At 70.6% G+C, this 16685-nt stretch carries 15 protein-coding genes; 8 read left to right on the top strand and 7 right to left on the bottom strand.

Translation table 11 applies throughout. From position 1 onward, the window contains the following. Positions 1 to 133 precede the first annotated feature (133 nt). Positions 134 to 3286, bottom strand: a complete 3153-nt coding sequence (locus MMF93_RS28005; protein ID WP_242755809.1) for an FAD-binding and (Fe-S)-binding domain-containing protein — start codon at positions 3284 to 3286, stop codon at positions 134 to 136. A gap of 90 nt (positions 3287 to 3376) precedes the next feature. Further along, a complete protein-coding gene (locus tag MMF93_RS28000; protein ID WP_423835639.1) occupies positions 3377 to 4570 on the bottom strand; it encodes an enolase C-terminal domain-like protein in 1194 nt (397 codons plus the stop codon). 382 nt (positions 4571 to 4952) lie between these two features. On the opposite strand from MMF93_RS28000, the gene MMF93_RS27995 reads away from it, so the two are divergent. Together MMF93_RS27995 and MMF93_RS27990 are read left to right on the top strand one after the other, a co-directional pair. Continuing rightward, positions 4953 to 6758 (top strand): thiamine pyrophosphate-requiring protein, encoded by a 1806-nt coding sequence (locus MMF93_RS27995; RefSeq protein WP_242755807.1) that lies wholly within the window; start codon positions 4953 to 4955, stop codon positions 6756 to 6758. A gap of 191 nt (positions 6759 to 6949) precedes the next feature. Continuing rightward, on the top strand, positions 6950 to 7309 hold the full coding sequence (locus MMF93_RS27990; protein ID WP_242755805.1) for a hypothetical protein: 360 nt from the start codon (positions 6950 to 6952) through the stop codon (positions 7307 to 7309). A 31-nt stretch (positions 7310 to 7340) separates the two neighbouring features. Here the strand turns inward: MMF93_RS27990 and MMF93_RS27985 are convergent, their stop codons facing one another. Next, positions 7341 to 7565: a hypothetical protein gene (locus MMF93_RS27985; RefSeq protein ID WP_242755803.1), complete on the bottom strand. Its 225-nt coding sequence runs from the start codon at positions 7563 to 7565 to the stop codon at positions 7341 to 7343. Between the two features lie 116 nt (positions 7566 to 7681). Here MMF93_RS27985 and MMF93_RS27980 point away from each other — a divergent pair, with 116 nt between their 5' ends. From MMF93_RS27980 to MMF93_RS27960, 5 genes are all read left to right on the top strand, one after another. After that, on the top strand, positions 7682 to 8512 hold the full coding sequence (locus MMF93_RS27980) for a helix-turn-helix domain-containing protein (RefSeq protein ID WP_242755802.1): 831 nt from the start codon (positions 7682 to 7684) through the stop codon (positions 8510 to 8512). Beyond that, a complete protein-coding gene (locus MMF93_RS27975; protein ID WP_242755800.1) occupies positions 8509 to 8712 on the top strand; it encodes a DUF397 domain-containing protein in 204 nt (67 codons plus the stop codon). The genes MMF93_RS27980 and MMF93_RS27975 overlap by 4 nt, the downstream gene beginning before the upstream one ends. Positions 8713 to 8736: 24 nt before the next feature. Further along, complete coding sequence (locus tag MMF93_RS27970) at positions 8737 to 8949, top strand: DUF397 domain-containing protein (protein WP_242755798.1); 213 nt, start codon at positions 8737 to 8739, stop codon at positions 8947 to 8949. A gap of 24 nt (positions 8950 to 8973) precedes the next feature. Beyond that, positions 8974 to 9186, top strand: a complete 213-nt coding sequence (locus tag MMF93_RS27965; RefSeq protein WP_242755796.1) for a DUF397 domain-containing protein — start codon at positions 8974 to 8976, stop codon at positions 9184 to 9186. A 245-nt stretch (positions 9187 to 9431) separates the two neighbouring features. Further along, positions 9432 to 9701, top strand: a complete 270-nt coding sequence (locus MMF93_RS27960; RefSeq protein ID WP_242755794.1) for a hypothetical protein — start codon at positions 9432 to 9434, stop codon at positions 9699 to 9701. 197 nt (positions 9702 to 9898) lie between these two features. On the opposite strand, the gene MMF93_RS27955 is transcribed toward MMF93_RS27960, so the two are convergent. The 4 genes from MMF93_RS27955 to MMF93_RS27940 all read right to left on the bottom strand — a co-directional run bounded on the left by MMF93_RS27955 (position 9899) and on the right by MMF93_RS27940 (position 13211). After that, positions 9899 to 10513 carry a DUF4865 family protein gene (locus tag MMF93_RS27955; protein WP_242755792.1) on the bottom strand — a complete coding sequence of 205 codons (615 nt, stop codon included), beginning with the start codon at positions 10511 to 10513 and terminating at the stop codon, positions 9899 to 9901. Between the two features lie 28 nt (positions 10514 to 10541). Next, positions 10542 to 10952 carry a (R)-mandelonitrile lyase gene (locus tag MMF93_RS27950; protein WP_242755791.1) on the bottom strand — a complete coding sequence of 137 codons (411 nt, stop codon included), beginning with the start codon at positions 10950 to 10952 and terminating at the stop codon, positions 10542 to 10544. A gap of 188 nt (positions 10953 to 11140) precedes the next feature. Next, positions 11141 to 12421: a cytochrome P450 gene (locus MMF93_RS27945; protein WP_242755790.1), complete on the bottom strand. Its 1281-nt coding sequence runs from the start codon at positions 12419 to 12421 to the stop codon at positions 11141 to 11143. A 139-nt stretch (positions 12422 to 12560) separates the two neighbouring features. After that, positions 12561 to 13211 carry a metallophosphoesterase family protein gene (locus MMF93_RS27940; protein WP_242755789.1) on the bottom strand — a complete coding sequence of 217 codons (651 nt, stop codon included), beginning with the start codon at positions 13209 to 13211 and terminating at the stop codon, positions 12561 to 12563. 122 nt (positions 13212 to 13333) lie between these two features. Here MMF93_RS27940 and MMF93_RS27935 point away from each other — a divergent pair, with 122 nt between their 5' ends. Continuing rightward, on the top strand, positions 13334 to 15961 hold the full coding sequence (locus MMF93_RS27935) for a polysaccharide lyase family 8 super-sandwich domain-containing protein (protein WP_242755788.1): 2628 nt from the start codon (positions 13334 to 13336) through the stop codon (positions 15959 to 15961). Positions 15962 to 16685: the final 724 nt, after the last annotated feature.

Raw genomic sequence — 16685 nt, 5'->3', positions numbered from 1 at the left:
CCCCGGCTCCCCTGCCCTGGCCCGGCCGCCCTTTCATGGCTGCCTCCTCATGACGAGCGCTCTCTCCTCATGACGAGCGCTGCCTCATGACGAGCTGCCTCTGACGAGCTGCCTCATGACGCGCACTGCCTCCTCATGACGCGCTGCGCGCGCCGCGCGCTACGGTCACAGCGGCGGCCACCGCTGTGGCCACGGCGGCGGCCGGTGCGGCCAGCCGGGCGGCGCGCCGGTGCCACGCCGGTACGGGCTTGCGCGGGTGATCCCCGTCGTCGTCGCGGGAGCCCTGGTACGCGCGGCGGACCAGTTCGGCCAGGTGCACCGAGCGCTTGCCGGTGCCCGCGTGGTCCATCTGGGTCTTGCAGGAGAAGCCGTTGGCCACGATGTCGGTCGCGGGGGCGGCGTCGCGGACGGCGGGCAGCAGGGCCTGTTCGCCGCAGTCCATGGAGATGTCGTACCTGCCCTGTTCGAAGCCCCAGGAGCCGGCCAGGCCGCAGCAGCCTCCGGTCAGGTTCTCGGCGCTCACGCCGAGCTTGTCCAGCAGCTTCTGGTCGGCCTCGGTGCCGCCGGTGGCACGCTGGTGGCAGTGGCCCCACAGCAGCGCGTCGCCGGCGCCGTCCAGCCGGGGCGGGGTGATGTCGTAGGTGTCGAAGAACTCGGCGAAGTGGTGCACGTTGCGCCTCAGGCGCCGGGCGTCGTTGTCGTGCGGGAGGAGCTTGGTCAGCTCGTCCTTGAAGACGGCCAGGCAGCTGGGTTCCATGCCGACGACGGGGGTGTCGGCGCGCACGTGGGGCCGCAGTACGTCCAATACGGTGCGCAGGTAGCGCTCGGCGGTGTCCAGGAAGCCGAAGTCGTAGAGCGGGCGCCCGCAGCACACGTGCGCTTCGGGCATGATGACGGCCCAGCCCGCGGCCTCGATGGCTTCGACGCAGGCGACGCCGACGTCGGTGTCGAAGTAGTTGTTGAAGGTGTCGGGGAAGAGGACGACGGGACGGCCGCCGGGGTTGGCGGTGCCGCCGCGTTCGCGGAACCACTGCTGGAGGGTCATCGGCGCGAAGGCGGGCAGCGGCCTGCGCCGGTCGATGCCCGCGGCGAACTTGGCCAGGTGCGCGAGCCCCGGTACCTGGGTGAGAAGGTTGGCCAGTTCCGGCATGCGGGAGGCGAGGCGCGCCGCCTGGTCGATGAAGCCGAAGGCGTAGGCGCTGCGGGGCCGCCACCTGCGGACCGACTTGTAGTGGTGGTGGAGGAACTCGGCCTTGTAGGTGGGCATGTCCACGTTGACGGGGCAGTCGTTGGTGCAGCCCTTGCAGGCCAGGCAGAGGTCGAGCGCGTCGGCGACCTCCTTGGACTGCCAGCCGTCCTTGACGGTCTCGCCGCGCAGCATCTCGTGCAGCAGCCGCGCGCGGCCGCGCGTGGTGTGCTTCTCCTCCCGGGTGACCTGGTAGCTGGGGCACATCGTCTGGTCCGGCTCGGGGACACGGCAGACGCCGATGCCCACGCAGCGCATGCTGGCGTGGACGAAGTTTCCGTTGTCCTCGGCGTAGGCGAACTTCACGTCGGGGTGCGGCGGGTTGAAGTCGGCGCCGAGTTTCAGGTCCTCGTCCAGCCGGTAGGGGTCGACGACCTTGCCGGGGTTCATCCTGGCCTCGGGGTCCCAGATCTGTTTGAACTCGCGCATGGCCTGGACGAGGTCGCTGCCGTACTGGCGCTCCAGCAGCTCGCCGCGCTGCTGGCCGTCGCCGTGCTCTCCGGAGAGGCAGCCGCCGAAGGAGCTGACCAGGTCGGCGGCCTCCTCCATGAAGGCGCGGTAGGTGGCCAGCCCGTCGGCGGTACGCAGGTCGAAGCTGATGCGCGAGTGGACGCAGCCCTGCGCGAAGTGCCCGTACATGGCGCCGCGCAGCCCGTGTTTGTCCATCAGCTCACGCAGTGCGGGCAGGTAGTCGGCCAGCTTGTCGGGGGGTACGGCGGAGTCCTCCCAGCCGGGCCAGTGGTCGCCGTCGGGCGGGAAGGCGGTGGCGCCGAGGCCGCCCTCCCGGACGGTCCACAGTTCCTTCGCCGTCTCGGCGTCCTGGTCGCTGGTGGTGATGCGGTCTGGTGAGTAGCCGCGCTCCTGGGTCAGCCACTGCGCGAAGCGCTCGGACTGCTCCCTGGCCTCGTCCTTGGTGTCGGCGCCGAACTGGACGAGCAGCCACGCCGCGCCGCCCTGCCGGGGCAGCTGCTCGATGGAGGCGAGGTTCATGTGCTGGAGCTTCTGGTCCTGGATGAGCTGTTCGTCCAGGGCCTCGAGGCCGATGGGCCGGAAGGTGCGGCAGCAGATGTCGGCGTCCCTGGCGGCGTCGACCAGGTGGTCGTACTCGACGACGACCAGCGTGCGCTCCAGCAGCGCCGGGGTGAGCAGCACCTGCGCCTGGAGAACGGTCGCGCAGGTGGACTCGGTGCCCACGAACGCGCGGGCGACGTTGAAGCCGTTCTCGGGCAGCAGTTCGTCCAGGTTGTAGCCGGACACGCGGCGCGGCATCTCGGCGATCGAGGGGTAGCCGGACCTGATGGCGTCGGCCCAGCGGTCGCGCAGGTCGCGCAGGCGCGCGTAGATCTCCCCCTTCGGACCGCCCTCGGCGATGATCGCCTCCAGGTCCTTCTCCTCGTCGACGCCGACCCAGAAGCGGTCGCCCTTGGGGGTGACGATCTCCAGCGCGTGCACGTTGTCGGAGGTGCGCGGTCCCGGCCCGTACAGCTGGGCCTGCACCGAGTGGGTGCCGCAGGAGTTGTTGCCGAGGTTGCCGCCGATGGCGCAGCGGGAGTGGGTGGAGGGGTCGGGGCCGAAGACGAGGTTGTGCGAGGCGCCGGTGTGGCGGTTGAGCTCTTCGTTGATGACGCCGGTCTGCACGGTGACGCGCCGGTTGTCGCCGTCGACCTCCCCGATGTGGGTGAGGTACTTGGAGTGGTCGATGACGACGGCGTAGTTGACGGTCTCACCCGACAGGCTGGTGCCGCCCCCGCGGTTGAGGACGGGCGCCTGGTACTCGTGGCAGATCCGGTGGACGGCGACCACGTCGTCGAGGGTCTTGGGGACGACGACTCCGATGGGGACCTGACGGAAGTTCGAGGCGTCGTGCGCGTAGAGCGCCTTGGAGGCGGTGTCGAAGCGCACCTCGCCCTCGACGGCGTCTTTGAGCGCCTTGGCCAGCTTCCCGACGGCGATCACCTGCCGGGCACGCGGCGGCCCCGGGACCGTGGGTGAGGTCTTGGCGGGGATCTGCTCGCTGCGGTCGGAGGAGGTCTTGGCCATGTCGGGTCGCCTTCCATCGTGAAAATCGTCGGTACTGCTACGGGTGTGTGCCGGTGCACCGCTGCGGCGCGACGGGACGCAGCGGTGCCGTCAGCCGGGGCGGTGACCGTGCACCCGGTAGGGCTCGGCGTCCGCCCACCGCACCTGGAGGCCCAGCCCTGGACGGTCGTGTGCGGGCCGCAGCGCTCCGCCGACCGGCCTCAGCACGCCATCGAACAGGCGCTCTTCGACTCGTACGTGGTCGTGGAAGTACTCCAGATGGCGCAGCCTCTCCACGGCGCAGAAGGCGTGCGCGGAGGCAGCGGGCGCGCAGTGCGCCGACAAATCCACGCGGTGCGCGGCGGCCAGCCCCGCGACCTGGAGCAGCCCGGTGATCCCGCCGCAGCGCGTCACGTCCGCCTGGAGGCAGTCCACCGCACCCGCCTCAAGCAGGGCGGCGAAGTCCCCCAGGACGAAGCCGTACTCCCCCGCGGCGATCTCCAGCCGCCCTGGGCCCTGGTCGCGCAGCAGCCGCAGCCCCGCGGTGTCGTCCGAGGAGACCGGCTCCTCCAGCCACCGCACGTCCCACTCCCCGGCCATCCGGCGCGCCCAGTAGAGCGCTTCCTTACGGCTGAGGGCACCGTTGGCGTCGGCGAACAGCTCGGTGTCTGGCCCGATGGCCTCGCGGGCCGCCGACAGCCGCGCGGCGTCCTGCCCGGGGTGACGGGACGTCTTGATCTTCACGCGTGGAATGCCCTGCTCGACCCAGCCCGCGAGCTGGCCGGCCAGCCGGCTGTGCGGATAGTTGGTGAAACCGCCGCTGCCGTAGACGGGGACCTGGTCGTGCACGGCGGGCAGCAGGCGGTAGAGGGGCAGGCCGAGCAGCCTGGCCTTGAGGTCCCACAGGGCGATGTCGACGGCCGAGACCGCCATGGCGCCCACCCCTGGCCGCCCCGCGTTGCGGACGGCGGCGAACATCCGGTGCCACAGGGCGGCGGGCGCCAGCGCGTCGCCGCCGGTCACCAGCGGGGCGAGCTGCGAGGCGACGAACCCGGCGGTCGAGACGTCTCCGTAGGTGTAGCCCACTCCGGTGCGGCCGCCGGCCAGCACCTCGACGACGATCGCGGTCGTCGCCTCCCAGCGCAGCGTGCCGTCCTCCTCGGCGCCGTCCGGGCCGTCGGTCGGCACGGAGAAGGCGTGGACCCGCACGCCTTCGACGCTCACCCCGTCCACGCCGTCCGCCACACCGGCGCCGCCGCCCGGACGTTCAGGCTCCGTTCCAGACGTCTGCCGCGACGCGCCCATTCTGGTCACCCTCAGCCGTCTCCTCTCGACCGCCCGGCAGTCCCTCACCCGACCGCGCGGGGCCTACCGTCTCGCTGCGCCGACCGCCCATGGGTACCTCGCACGGAGGCGACGAAACGGCCACCGGCACGGGCGGACGCACGACGCGACCTGACGGCAGGAGCGCACACACCACAACGGGTGACATGTCACGGTCCGGCGACCCGCCGGTCCGACGGACCGGCACGCACACCACCGCCGCACACCGCCCCCGCACGCACACCACCGCCAAAGGCACCACAGGGCACGGCCGGGGCGTCGGCGGCATCGACCGGTTTGCGGGCGTCCGCGGCGTGGGACTCGGGCCTGGACCGTCGCGTCAACCACGTGAATGGGAGCACCAATGGCGCAGCAAGTAGCCGACTACGTTCTGGCACGCCTTCGCGAGTGGGGGGTCCACCGGGTCTACGGGTACCCGGGCGACGGCATCAACGGCATGCTCGGCGCCTTCGACCGTGCCAAGGGTGATCCGGAGTTCATCCAGAGCCGGCACGAGGAGATGGCCGCGTTCATGGCGTGCGGACACGCCAAGTTCACCGGCGAGGTCGGTGTCTGCGCCGCCACGTCGGGGCCCGGCGCCATCCACCTGCTCAACGGCCTGTACGACGCGAAACTGGACCACCAGCCGGTCGTGGCGCTCGTCGGGCAGCAGAAGCGGCTCGCCCAGGGCACCCACTACCAGCAGGAAGTCGCCCTCGAACACCTCTTCGCGGACGTCTCGGAGTTCTGTCAGATCGTCATGGACCCGGGCCAGATGCGGCACGTCATCGACCGGGCGTTCAAGACGGCGCTGACAATGCGCAGCGTCGCCACGATCATCGTCCCCGAGGACATCCAGGAGTCCGAGGCCGTACCCTCCCCGCCCAAGTCGCACGGGTCGGTCTACTCCAGCGTCGGCTGGAGCCAGCCGCGGGTGCTGCCCAACAAGGACGAGCTGCGCAAGGCGGCCGACGTCCTCAACGAGGGCAAGAAGGTCGCCATGCTCATCGGGCAGGGCGCGGCGAACGCCGAGGCGGAGGTCGTCGAAACCGCGGAGGTGCTCGGCGCGGGCATCGCCAAGGCGCTGCTGGGCCGGCAGGTCGTCTCGGACGACCTGCCGTTCGTCACGGGCCCGATCGGGCTGCTCGGCTCCAAGGCCAGCGACGAGATGATCATGAACTGCGACACGCTGCTCATGGTCGGCACCAGCTTCCCCTACGCCGAGTGGCTGCCCGACGAGGGCAGTTGCAAGGGCGTCGAGATCGACATCGACGGCCGCATGATCGGCATTCGCTACCCGATGGACGCCCACCTCGTCGGGGACGCCAAGGAGACGCTCAAGGAGCTGCTCCCCCTGCTCAACCGCAAGGAGGACCGCTCCTGGCGCGAGCAGATCGAGGAGAACGTCCGCACCTGGGACGATGTGCTGGAGAAGCGGGCAGGACAGGCCTTCGGCGGCAAGATCAACCCGCAGGCCGTCGCCCACGAGGTCTCCCCGCTGCTGCCGGACAACGCCCTCCTGACCGCCGATTCGGGCTCCGCCACCAACTGGTGGGCCCGCCACATCAAGCTCCGCAAGGGCATGCAGGCCACCCTCTCCGGCACCCTGGCCACCATGGGCCCCGGCGTCCCGTACGCCATCGCCGCGCGCTTCGCCTACCCCGACCGCCCGGTGATCGCCTTCGTCGGTGACGGCGCGTTCCAGATGAACGGCATGAACGAGATGATCACCGTCAAGCGGTACACCGACCGCATGGCCGGATCCCCGCCGCTGATCTTCTGCGTCCTCAACAACCAGGACCTCAACCAGGTCACCTGGGAGCAGCGCGCCATGGGGGGCGACCCCAAGTACGAGGGATCGCAGTACCTGCCGGACTTCCCCTACGCCGAGTACGCCGAACTCGCCGGCCTCAAGGGCATCCGCTGCGACGACCCGAAGAAGGTCACCTCCGCCTGGGAGGAGGCCCTCGCCAGCGACCGCCCCGTCGTCCTGGAGTTCGTCGTCGACAACGAGATCGCCCCCATTCCGCCGCACATCATGAAGGAACAGGCCAAGAAGGCCGTGAAGGCGGGCATCCGCGACCCCGAGCGCACGGGCATCGCCGCCCGCGGCTTCCGGCAGAAGCTCACCGAGATGTACGAGAACCTGCCGGGCCGCAAGCACGACTGAGCCGCGGCGCGGGCCGCGGCTCAGCACCCGGTGTCCCGCCAGGGCCCGCCCCGAGGCGCACCCGCGCCCCGGGGCGGGCCCCGCGTCTTCGCCTGCGGGCCCGCCACCCCGGGCCCAGAAGACGGCCCCCGCCGAGCGCATTTCTCCCGTCTCGCTGACGTTCCGTCTCCCGGCTGACTACCGTGAGCCGCATGGACGATGACTGGGACACCGACCCGGCGGACACGTGGCCGCTGCCCCCGGCGTGGATGTGGGGGTGCGAGACGTGCGCGGACCTGTACGGGGCGATGAAACGGGCCGGCGAGGTGTTCAGCGCCGCGCTGGATGAGCTGGGCCCCGCCGTGGACTGCGACCCCTTCGACACGGTCGTCACCACCCAGATCCGGCTCGCCGAACACCTCGCCGTCCAGCACTCCGAACAACTCCCCGAAGAGGACCCGACGTGCGCCAAGTGCACGTCCCCCGAGATGTTCCAGCTTCCCGAACGTTTCATCCTCGAACACCGCGCACGCCATCTGTTCGCCCCACCGAGCGTCGTCGACCGGCTCTGAGCCCCCCCTCCCGCCACGCCGGGGGCTCCCCCTACAGACCCCAACGGTGATTGGCCGTCGCGACCTTCACCGATATGACCTCCGCACGCGTCGCCGCCCTGAGGTCACCGGACTCCGCCCACCACGCGGGACCGCCGGGCCGTACGAGCCGCACCATGCCGTCCTCCGCGAGCGCCCCGCGCAGCCGCTCGTACGTCTCCTCCGCCTCGCGGAGCCTGACCAGTGCGGAGTCCGACCGACGGTTCTCTGCGTGCATCAACAGCGCCTCTCTCCCGGGTTTCTCACTTTCCGTGACCCCAGCGTGGCGCTGCGGACATAATTCCGGGAGAGCACGAGCTGTGCACCTGCGCTTGTCAAGACGCGGAGAACGAGATGACGGCAGAACAGCATGTCGACGGCAACCCCAAGGCCGACCCCAAGGTGTCGACCCTCGCCTACTTCGGCACCGAACTACGCATCCGCAGAGAGGAAGCCGGCCTGAGCCAGACCACGCTGGGACGGCGCACCTTCTGCACCCACTCGTACGTGTCACGGATCGAGTCCGGAAGCCGCGTGCCCAGCGAGGAGTTCGCCCAGCGCTGTGACGACGCCCTGTGCACAGGCGGACTGTTCGCCCGCCTGTGGCCCGTCGTGATCGAGCACGCCTACCCCGACTGGTTCCGCCCCTTCGTGGACCTGGAAAAGGACGCCACCGAGGTATGGAACTTCCAGAACCAGGTGGCCCCCGGACTGTTGCAGACAGAGGAGTACGCCCGGGCATTGTTCTCGGCAGCTCGGTTGCTGAATGCCGAGGACTTGGTGGCGGCACGAATGACCCGCCAGCAGATTCTGGAACGGGACGACCGTGCTCGTATGTGGGTTGTCCTTGACGAGAACGTGCTTCGCAGGGTCGTCGGCGGGCGCGCTGTGATGGCGCGACAGTTGCATGCACTCGTGGAAGCGGCCGAGGACCCGCGCACTGTCGTGCAGGTCATCCCCTACGAGGTCGGGGCTCACGCAAGCATGGACGGGCCCTTCGTCGGCCTGACCATGAGCGAGGGAGCAGACGTGGTGTACATCGATGGCCGAGCCCGAGGCCACGTCAGCGCTGCTCCGCAACAGGTCGCCGATTACCGCTATGCATATGATCTGCTGCGAGCCGATGCCCTGCCCCCGAAGGCGTCGATCGAGCTGATCGCCGCCAGAGCTAAGGAACTTTCATGACCCCCGCGACTGCGTGGCGCAAGAGCAGCTACAGCGGCCAGAACGGCGGTGACTGCCTGGAGGTCGCCGACGACCACGCCGGCGCGGGCCTCCCCGTCCGGGACTCCAAGAATCCCCACGGTCCCACCCTGCTCTTCACCGACCAAGCGTGGACGGCCTTCCTCGCACACGTACGCGACAGGCAGTCGGCCGTCCGCTGACCCCCGAATGGAGAGGTACGCGCGATGACCAGCAGTAGGCCATACCAGACGTGGCGGCGAAGCAGCTATAGCGCCAACAACGGCGGTAACTGCCTGGAGGTCGCCGACGACCACACCGGCGCGGGCCTGCCCGTCCGGGACTCCAAGAACCCCCACGGCCCCACCCTGCTCTTCACCAATCGAGCCTGGACGGCCTTCCTTTCACACGTACGCGACAAGCGAAGCGACACCCTCTGACAGTCAAGCCATGAGGTGGGCACGATGATCGGCAGTTCACCACGCCAGGCGTGGCGCAAGAGCAGCTTCAGCGGCCAGAACGGCGGTGACTGCCTGGAGGTCGCCGACGACCACACCGGCGCGGGCCTGCCCGTCCGGGACTCCAAGAACCCCCACGGCCCCACCCTGCTCTTCACCGACCAAGCATGGACGGCCTTCCTCACACACGTACGCGACGGGCAGTCGGACATCCGCTGACTCCGGTCACTCTCTGAGCGGCGGACGGTCAAGGCCGGGCGGACATGAAGCGCGTGTCCGCGACGGCCGTTGTTCGCACCGGCTGAGGGTGCTGCTGAACAACGTTTCTCAGTGCTGCACTCATCAAGGGCAGGCCGCCGGAGGCCAGGAAATGCGACGGCGTGACGCCGGCCTGCTGCACGGACGCGGCGCGAACCCGTGCCGCACATCATCCGCAGCACGCAACGTGAGACGGGAGAAACGGGATGCGTAAAGCGATCAAGGCTGGGATCTCAGCTGTGGCGGTGGGCACCGCGCTGTTGGCAGGGGCCGGCTCGGCCCAGGCTGCGGGGCAGTCGGCCGGTGTCGACGCTGCCCAGACCGCTCCTCGCGCGCAGTTCGACGGCTGGGAGTACGAGAACTGGTACTTCAGTTTCAACAACTGTTCCGTGGCGGGTGGCAACATGCAGGGCATCAAGGCGTTCCGCTGCGAGGAGAAGGCCGAGCATCTCTGGCATCTCTACGTGCTCCGGTGAATCTCCGGAACCCGGACGGGTTCGGTCGGTTCTTCGAGCCTCGTGCGGGGCGATGACGCACCCGCTTGCAGGGTGAGGGCCGGCACCCCCGGGTGCCGGCCCTCTCAGGCGCGCGATGCCCCCGGCCCTCGGCGCAGCGCGCCGCGACGAGCACGGGCAGCGGCTGGGGCACGGGGAAGGGCACGGGCGCAGGGGTGCTACCAGCCCCGCCCCTCGGGCAGGTCGTCCAGTCCGGGAGCGGACAGGTGCAGCACTTCGTAGCGCTCGGTCGCTTCCTCGTCCGGTGCGCAGGAGTCCGCCCACAGCACGAACCGCAGCAGTTGCCAATGGTGGGGGTCGACGGCCAGCGCAGCGGTGTGCACGCCCTCATGGCCGCAGAGCCGTCGCAGCTGTTCGGTCTCGTGCTCGATCAGCGCCGACAGGCCGAGCCCGGTGCCGTCCGGGTCGGCGTCGGAAGGTATCGAGGTGAGGCGGCGTGAGGCTGCTCGGGGAAGTGCCGTGCGGGCGGGGCCGGCGTGGCAGGCGATGCCGGTGCAATGCCGGGCGGCAGGACGGCCGAAGTCCCGGACGATGTTCTGGAACCCTCCGCCACCGACGAGGAAGTGAGCCATCGCGCCGCTGTCGTTCCACAGGTAAAAGGGGGCGTACTGGTTGACCGGCGAGCCGTCGATGCCGCGTTCGCGGATGACGTACGCCTTCAGCCCCAGTCCGGCCCGGTCGTCGAGGGCGTGGCCGCCCTCGGACACCCGCTTGCGGATGGTCTCCATGTCGTAGTCGGCGGGCAGGGTGATCTCGTACTGCTTGGCATACACGAACGATGCCGCCTCTCTTCGTGGCTGGTCAGTGGGCCGACGGACCGGCGAGGTATTCGGCCTCGGTGACGTGGGGGCCGCGTTCGGCTTCGGTGCCGTCCTCGGCGACTTCCTGGATGGCCAGATGCGTCATGAAGGTGGTGGGAGAGGCGCCGTGCCAGTGCCACTCCCCCGGCGCGATGCGCACGCGGTCGCCGGCGCGGAGGGTGTGCACCTCTCCGCCCCGGCACTGGACGAGCCCCGCCCCTTCGGTGACGTGCAGGACCTGGCCGAAGGGATGGCGATGCCAAGCGGTACGGGAGCCCGGCGCGAAGTGCACGCTGTCGGCCCGGAAGTGTGACGGCCCCTCGGGCGCGGCGATCTCGTCGAGCCATGCAGCGCCGTGCACCAACTCGGACGGTGCGACGGCGGTGGGCTGCGGTGTACGGGAGACACGCATGGAAGACCTTTCCCCAGTGCTCATGCCAGAAGTGCTCAACGCCAGCAGTGTACATACCAGTAGGTACAGAAGGATCAGCAGGTACCGGGGAGCCGTACGGCGGACCGGCACCGCTCCCGGCGGGGACACGCACCGGGGCGGTGACGCCGGTCGGGAGCCTGTGCCGACCGAGCCGGCACAGGCCGGACTCAGGCCTCGGCCTGGACCCGGCCGTCCGGGCCCCGGTCGTCCGGGCCCTGGTCGTCCGGGCCCTGGTCGTCCGGGCCCTGGTCCGGGTCCACGGTGACGACGAGGCCGCGCACCTCGTAGCTGCCCAGGCTCTCCTTGACGCGCACGGTGGGCTCACCGCGCGTCCGCAGGCCCGGCAGGGCGAAGAGGCGGGTGAGGAAGATGTCGGTCTCCTGGATGGCGACGGCGGCCCCGGGGCACTTGTGGGGGCCGTCACCGAAGGAGAGGCCGGGGCCGGGGACGTGGCCATCGGCACCGCGGGCGGGACACACGCGTTCGGGCGCGGCTCCGAACGCGTCGGTGTCGAGGTTGGCGTCGTCGACCCGTATCTCGACGAGTGAGCCCGATGGAACGGTGACGGTGGCGCCGTCACCGTCGGGCAGGTCGAGCGCGGCGGTCGTCCGGCGGTGCAGGGCGGAGACGACGGGCTCCAGGCGCAAAATCTCGTGCAGGACGGCGTGCCGTCCTGCCTCGTCCGCGGACAGGTACTCCTCGCGGAGCGCGTCGTCGCCGAAGAGGTGCCACGCGGCGACGTTCACGAACTCGCGAGTGGTGATCATGCCGGCCGCCGCGAAGGTGACGCACTCGCCGAGGATCTCGCCCGCCGTGCAGCCCTCGTCCAGCAGGTGGGAGAGGAGGTCGTCGCGCCGGGTGCGACGGCGGGCGCGTACGGCGGGGCGCACGTCGCCGAAGTAGAGCCCCAGCCATGCCGTGTTGCGCAGCAGCATGAAGCGGAGCCCGCGCAGACTGGTGTAGCTGGGCTCTTCGAACGTGTCCGGAAAGAAGCGCTCCAGCCGGCGCAGCAGCCCGGGTCTGCTCTCGGTCAGGCCGATGACGCCGGCGGTCACCTCGGCCGCGAGGGCGAAGGAGAGGTCGGACAGTTGGGCGCTGCCCGCCTGCCGCAGCCGGGCGAGCTGCTGGTCGGCGACGCGGATCATCAGGTCGCGGTAGTGCTCGGAGACCCGGCGCGGGGTGAAGTACCGTGCGGTCTGGCGGCGGTGTTCGCGGTGTTCGGGCCCGTCGCGGTAGAGGACGGGGCGCCGTACGGAGGCGGGCAGTTTCTCGACGGTCTCGATACCGAGGCCCGCCTGCAGCGTTCCGCCGGCGCGCAGTGCGGCCCTTCCCGTGTCGTAGGTGGCCACGCGCCACACCCCGTCGGCGTCGTGCCGCACGGGGCACCGTCCGGTCCCCTTCTCGACGGGGGCGGTCTTGCGTCCGCTTCTCTCCCCGGCTGACTCCACTCGCGTTTCCTCCCGACGGCGCACCGGCGCGCCGTCGCACCGGCACGTGAGCGTGCACGTGTTCGGACACTATGCGACAGGGAGGTGGCGAAGGAGTCCGGAACGAGTCAGCCAGGGCCGCCGGTTGGGCGTCGTGCACTTACCTGTTCGGATCCTGGGGCCCGAAGGTGGCCAGTGCCTCCGCGTCCGTGGCGCGGGCGCGCAGGAAGTAGTCGGCCCATGCGGCGGCCTCGGCGAAGGCCGAGTCCTCGGTGATCCGCGCGATCGCCGCTTCGATGTCGTACTCCGTGCGCCGCAGCGTGACGCCGGGGCCGAGGAGCGCCCAGTGGGCGCCCGGCCTGCCGTAGGGCATGCCGACACTGCCCGGGTTGACCACCAGACGCCCGTGGGCGAGGCGGACGAACGGCATGTGGGTGTGGCCGCAGACCACGGTGCGGATCTCGTCGGGCACGCCGCCGAGGGCCTGCTGCCAGCGGTCGAGGGCGGAGTCGACCAGGACGACCTCCTCGTCGTCCCCCTGGACGGCGTGGCAGAACAGCACCCGGCCCAGTCCCGCGACGGCCAGTTCGCGGGTGAGCGGCAGGCTCTCCAGAAGGTCCAGGTGGTCGGTGCGCAGCTGTTCGGCGGCCCACGGCGAGACGGTGTCGGGCATCTGACGGCGCCCGTAGCGGCGGTACTCCAGCAGCTCGCGGTCCGCGTTGCCCCTGAGCCGGACGGCACGGTCGCCGAGTCCGGTGAGCAGGTCGAGGACCTCGACGGGCTGCGGCCCGGACGCGAGGTCTGAGGCCATGCTGAAGAGTGTGGCGGTCCTGTCCGACATCTACGGGGCAATCGAGTGCGCGCGCCCGCTTGCCGCCGCCCTCCCCCGCTGCTTGACTGCGCCACGTCAGTCCGGCTTCCGGGGGGAGACCCATGGAGATCGCGCGCAGACATGTCCTGTCCCTCCTGTCCGCCGCCGGGCTGGCGGCGGTGATCCCCGCGACCGACGCCGCCGGCGCACCGCTCGGCGCCGACGGCACAGGCGCCGGGGCAGCGGCCGGGACCCAGCCGGCCGCCGGGGCCGGCGCCGGGCGGCTGCTGGCGAACGCCGTCGCCGTCTTCGCCGGGACGCCGGAGTCCAACGCACGCGCGGAGACGTCCGCCAAGCTGGCGGCCCTCGCCGAGAAGGCCACCGCACACCTCGCCAAGCTGGACGCGGCAGGCGAGGGGGAACTGTTCGAGGGGCTGCCGCTGGGCACGAGCGACGCCCACCTCAACACGTCCTTCCGGATGCTGTACGAGATCGCGCTGGCGTCGCGTGCGCCCGGGGTCGGCACCGGTGGCGCCGCGGCACGCCGCCGTGTCGTGGAAGGACTGGTCCGGCTCCACGAGGACTACTACGGCGACCAGTCGCGCGGCTACTACGGCAACTGGTTCACCTGGGAAATCGGCATCTCCACCAGCGTGACGGCGACGCTCGTCCTGCTCGCGGACGAGATCGCCGAGCAGCGTCCAGAGCTGACGCGCACCTACATCACCTCGATGGACGCCTACCTGCGCAACGGCGAGGACGGCGACGTCGATCTGGACTCCCGCTTCCACACCGGCGCGAACCTCGCCGACATCACCACCAATCGCCTCCTCCAAGGCGCCCTCCTCGGCGACGAGAAACGCATCCGCAAGGCGTTGGAGGACCAGCTCACCGTCTACGCGACCGTCGATCCCTACCGGCTGCGGCACGGTGTGACCGACGGGCACTACGCGGACGGCTCGTTCATCCAGCACGGTTCCGTCGCCTACACAGGGTCGTACGGAAAGGGGCTGCTGACGCGGGCCGTGCAGGCGCTGGGGCTCCTCGACGGCACCGGTTTCGCGGACACCGCGGCGCTCGTGCCGGTCGTGTACCGGTGGGTCGCCGACGGCTTCGCGCCGCTCGTCTTCGAGGGCTGGATGATGGAGATCGTCAAGGGGCGCGCCGTCTCGCGCACGGGTGGCGGATACGCGGACAGCGCCGCTGTCGTGGAGGCCGTCACCGCGCTGTCGGCGTACGCGGACGGCGAGCGCTCCGCCGCCCTCAAGAGCTACGTCAAACACGTGGCCCGCTCCTCGGCCGACGCCCCCGATCCGGCCCGCTTCGCCTCGCCGCCGACGGTCGTGCGGTACGCGGAGATCCTGGGCGACACCTCGGTACCGGCGAAGGACCTCAACCCGGCCGCGCGCAGCACCGCGTTCAACGCCATGGACAAGACCGTGCACCGCCGCCCCGGTTTCGCCTTCGCGCTCGCGCGCAGCTCGGACCGCGTCAGCAAGTACGAGTACATGAGCGGGGAAAACCTGATGCCCTGGTTCCAGGGCGACGGCGCTCACTATCTGTACCTCGCGGGCCGCGACCAGGCGCGCTCGTTCGGCGCCGACTACTTCACCACCGTCTCCCCGTACGGGCTCGCGGGGGTGACGGCACCCGAGGAGCGGCGCGAGACGGTGCCCGAGCTGTACGGGAAGGCGTACTACGACAACCCCGACCACCCGCTGCACTTCACCCCCTCCTCCGAGTCGCAGAACACGTACGTGTACTTTCCGCGCGGCACCAACCGGCACTCGGGCGGTGCGGTGCTCGGCGCCTACGGCGCGGCGGGCATGGTGCAGTCGGACGATGTCGGGTACGCCGAACGCGACCGGCTGCCGGACGACTTCACCGTCTACCGGAACGCGACGGCGACCAAGTCGTGGTTCCTGCTGGACGAGGAGATCGTGGTCCTCGCGGCCGGTGTCGGCGACCGCGGCGGCCGCCCGGTGCGGACCACGGTGGACGCCCGCATCGCGGACCCGGACGACGTACTCGCCGTCACCGGCCGGCGGGCCCAGGGCGGCACCTGGTCCGGGGAGTCCGGCCAGTCCCCGGACTCCGGGGAGTCCGGGGAGGGCACGGCACGACTGCGCTGGCTGCGCTACGCCAACGAGACCCGCGGCGGCGCGGTGGGCTACCTCATGCTGGACGAGCGGCCGCGCCCGCTGACCGTGGGCCTGGAGACGGTGACCCGCAGCCGCCGCGCGGTCCGTACGGCGAACCCCGACACGCCCGTCACGCGCCAGGTCTTCAGCGCCGCGTTCCGCCAGGAAGCAGGCGCAGAGCCGCGCTCCTACGCGTATGCGCTCGTCCCGCACGCCACGCGGCGCGCGCTGGACGCGTACGGCGAGCACCATGGTCGCCACCGCGGCCCTCGGGTGCTCACCAACACCACCCGTCTCCAGGCGATCCGGCACTCCGGCCTGGGTCTGCTCGCGGTCAATGCGTTCGCGCGGGGCCGTCAGGCCGTCGCGGGCCTCCACCTCGACGGGCCCGCCTCCGTGCTGGTACGGCGCGAGGGGCGCGCCGTGACCATCGCCGCCTCCGACCCCACCATGCGTCGGGACGAAGTGAGTCTGCTCCTGCACGGCCGCCGGCTGCGCCCTGTCGAGGCCGGGAAGGGCGTCCACGTCAGCCACGCGCGCGGCGGCACGCTCGTACGCGTCCGCACCCGCCACGCCTACGGCCACAGCTTCACCGTCACCCTCCGCTAGTTCTCTGAGTCAGAAATCCTGTTCAGATGAGGCACGGCAGATGCCGAGGTCGCTCGTGACGACGACGGGGTCGCGGGTGGTGGCCGGCCCGATAGGCTGGGCGCCTGTGCTGTACCGGGTGTGGTGAAACCGGGATACTGCCGAGAATGCAGGAAAGCCTCGCAGCAGATGAGGAAGCCGACCTGACGTACCCGACCATGCGTCAGGCAGCGCTCAGCCAGGCCCGCTATCGGGGGCTGGAGAAGCCCGGCCTGGAGCCGGAGGCCGATGTCCGCCGTGTCGTCTGGTGGCGCGTACGGGGACTGCGCCGGGCGGGACAACTCCGGCACTGCCGCCACCAACACCACCTACCGAAGCCGCCGAGAAGATACGCAGGCATGGAGCCTTTTCCAACCTCACTCTGAGCGCGGAGGAGCCGCCAGGACTTGAAGGGGGCGACGGCCTGCTCGACCAGGGCCCGGGTCTGCGTGTGGGACCGGCGTCGCCACCGGGAGCCGATCGCACGGTGGTGGCGCCGCGACTGCTGCGTGAGGAAGCGGAGAACAGAGCCGGACACGTCGACGCCCGATGGGTGGACAAGCACGTGAAGCCTCTAGTGGAGACGGTTCTCTTGGTCGAAAACTCATCTACCAGGGGCTTCACCACGTCGTCAGCCCAACTTTCCCTCTCCCTCCACAGGTTGGAAAAGTCTCACTGTCCGCCGCTGGCTGCAGCCTGATGATGC

Origin of the sequence: Streptomyces tubbatahanensis, assembly GCF_022699385.1 — a bacterium.
Taxonomy (GTDB): domain Bacteria; phylum Actinomycetota; class Actinomycetes; order Streptomycetales; family Streptomycetaceae; genus Streptomyces; species Streptomyces diacarni.
Note: the sequence above shows the minus strand (reverse complement) of the source record. Positions and strands in the feature narration are given on the sequence as shown.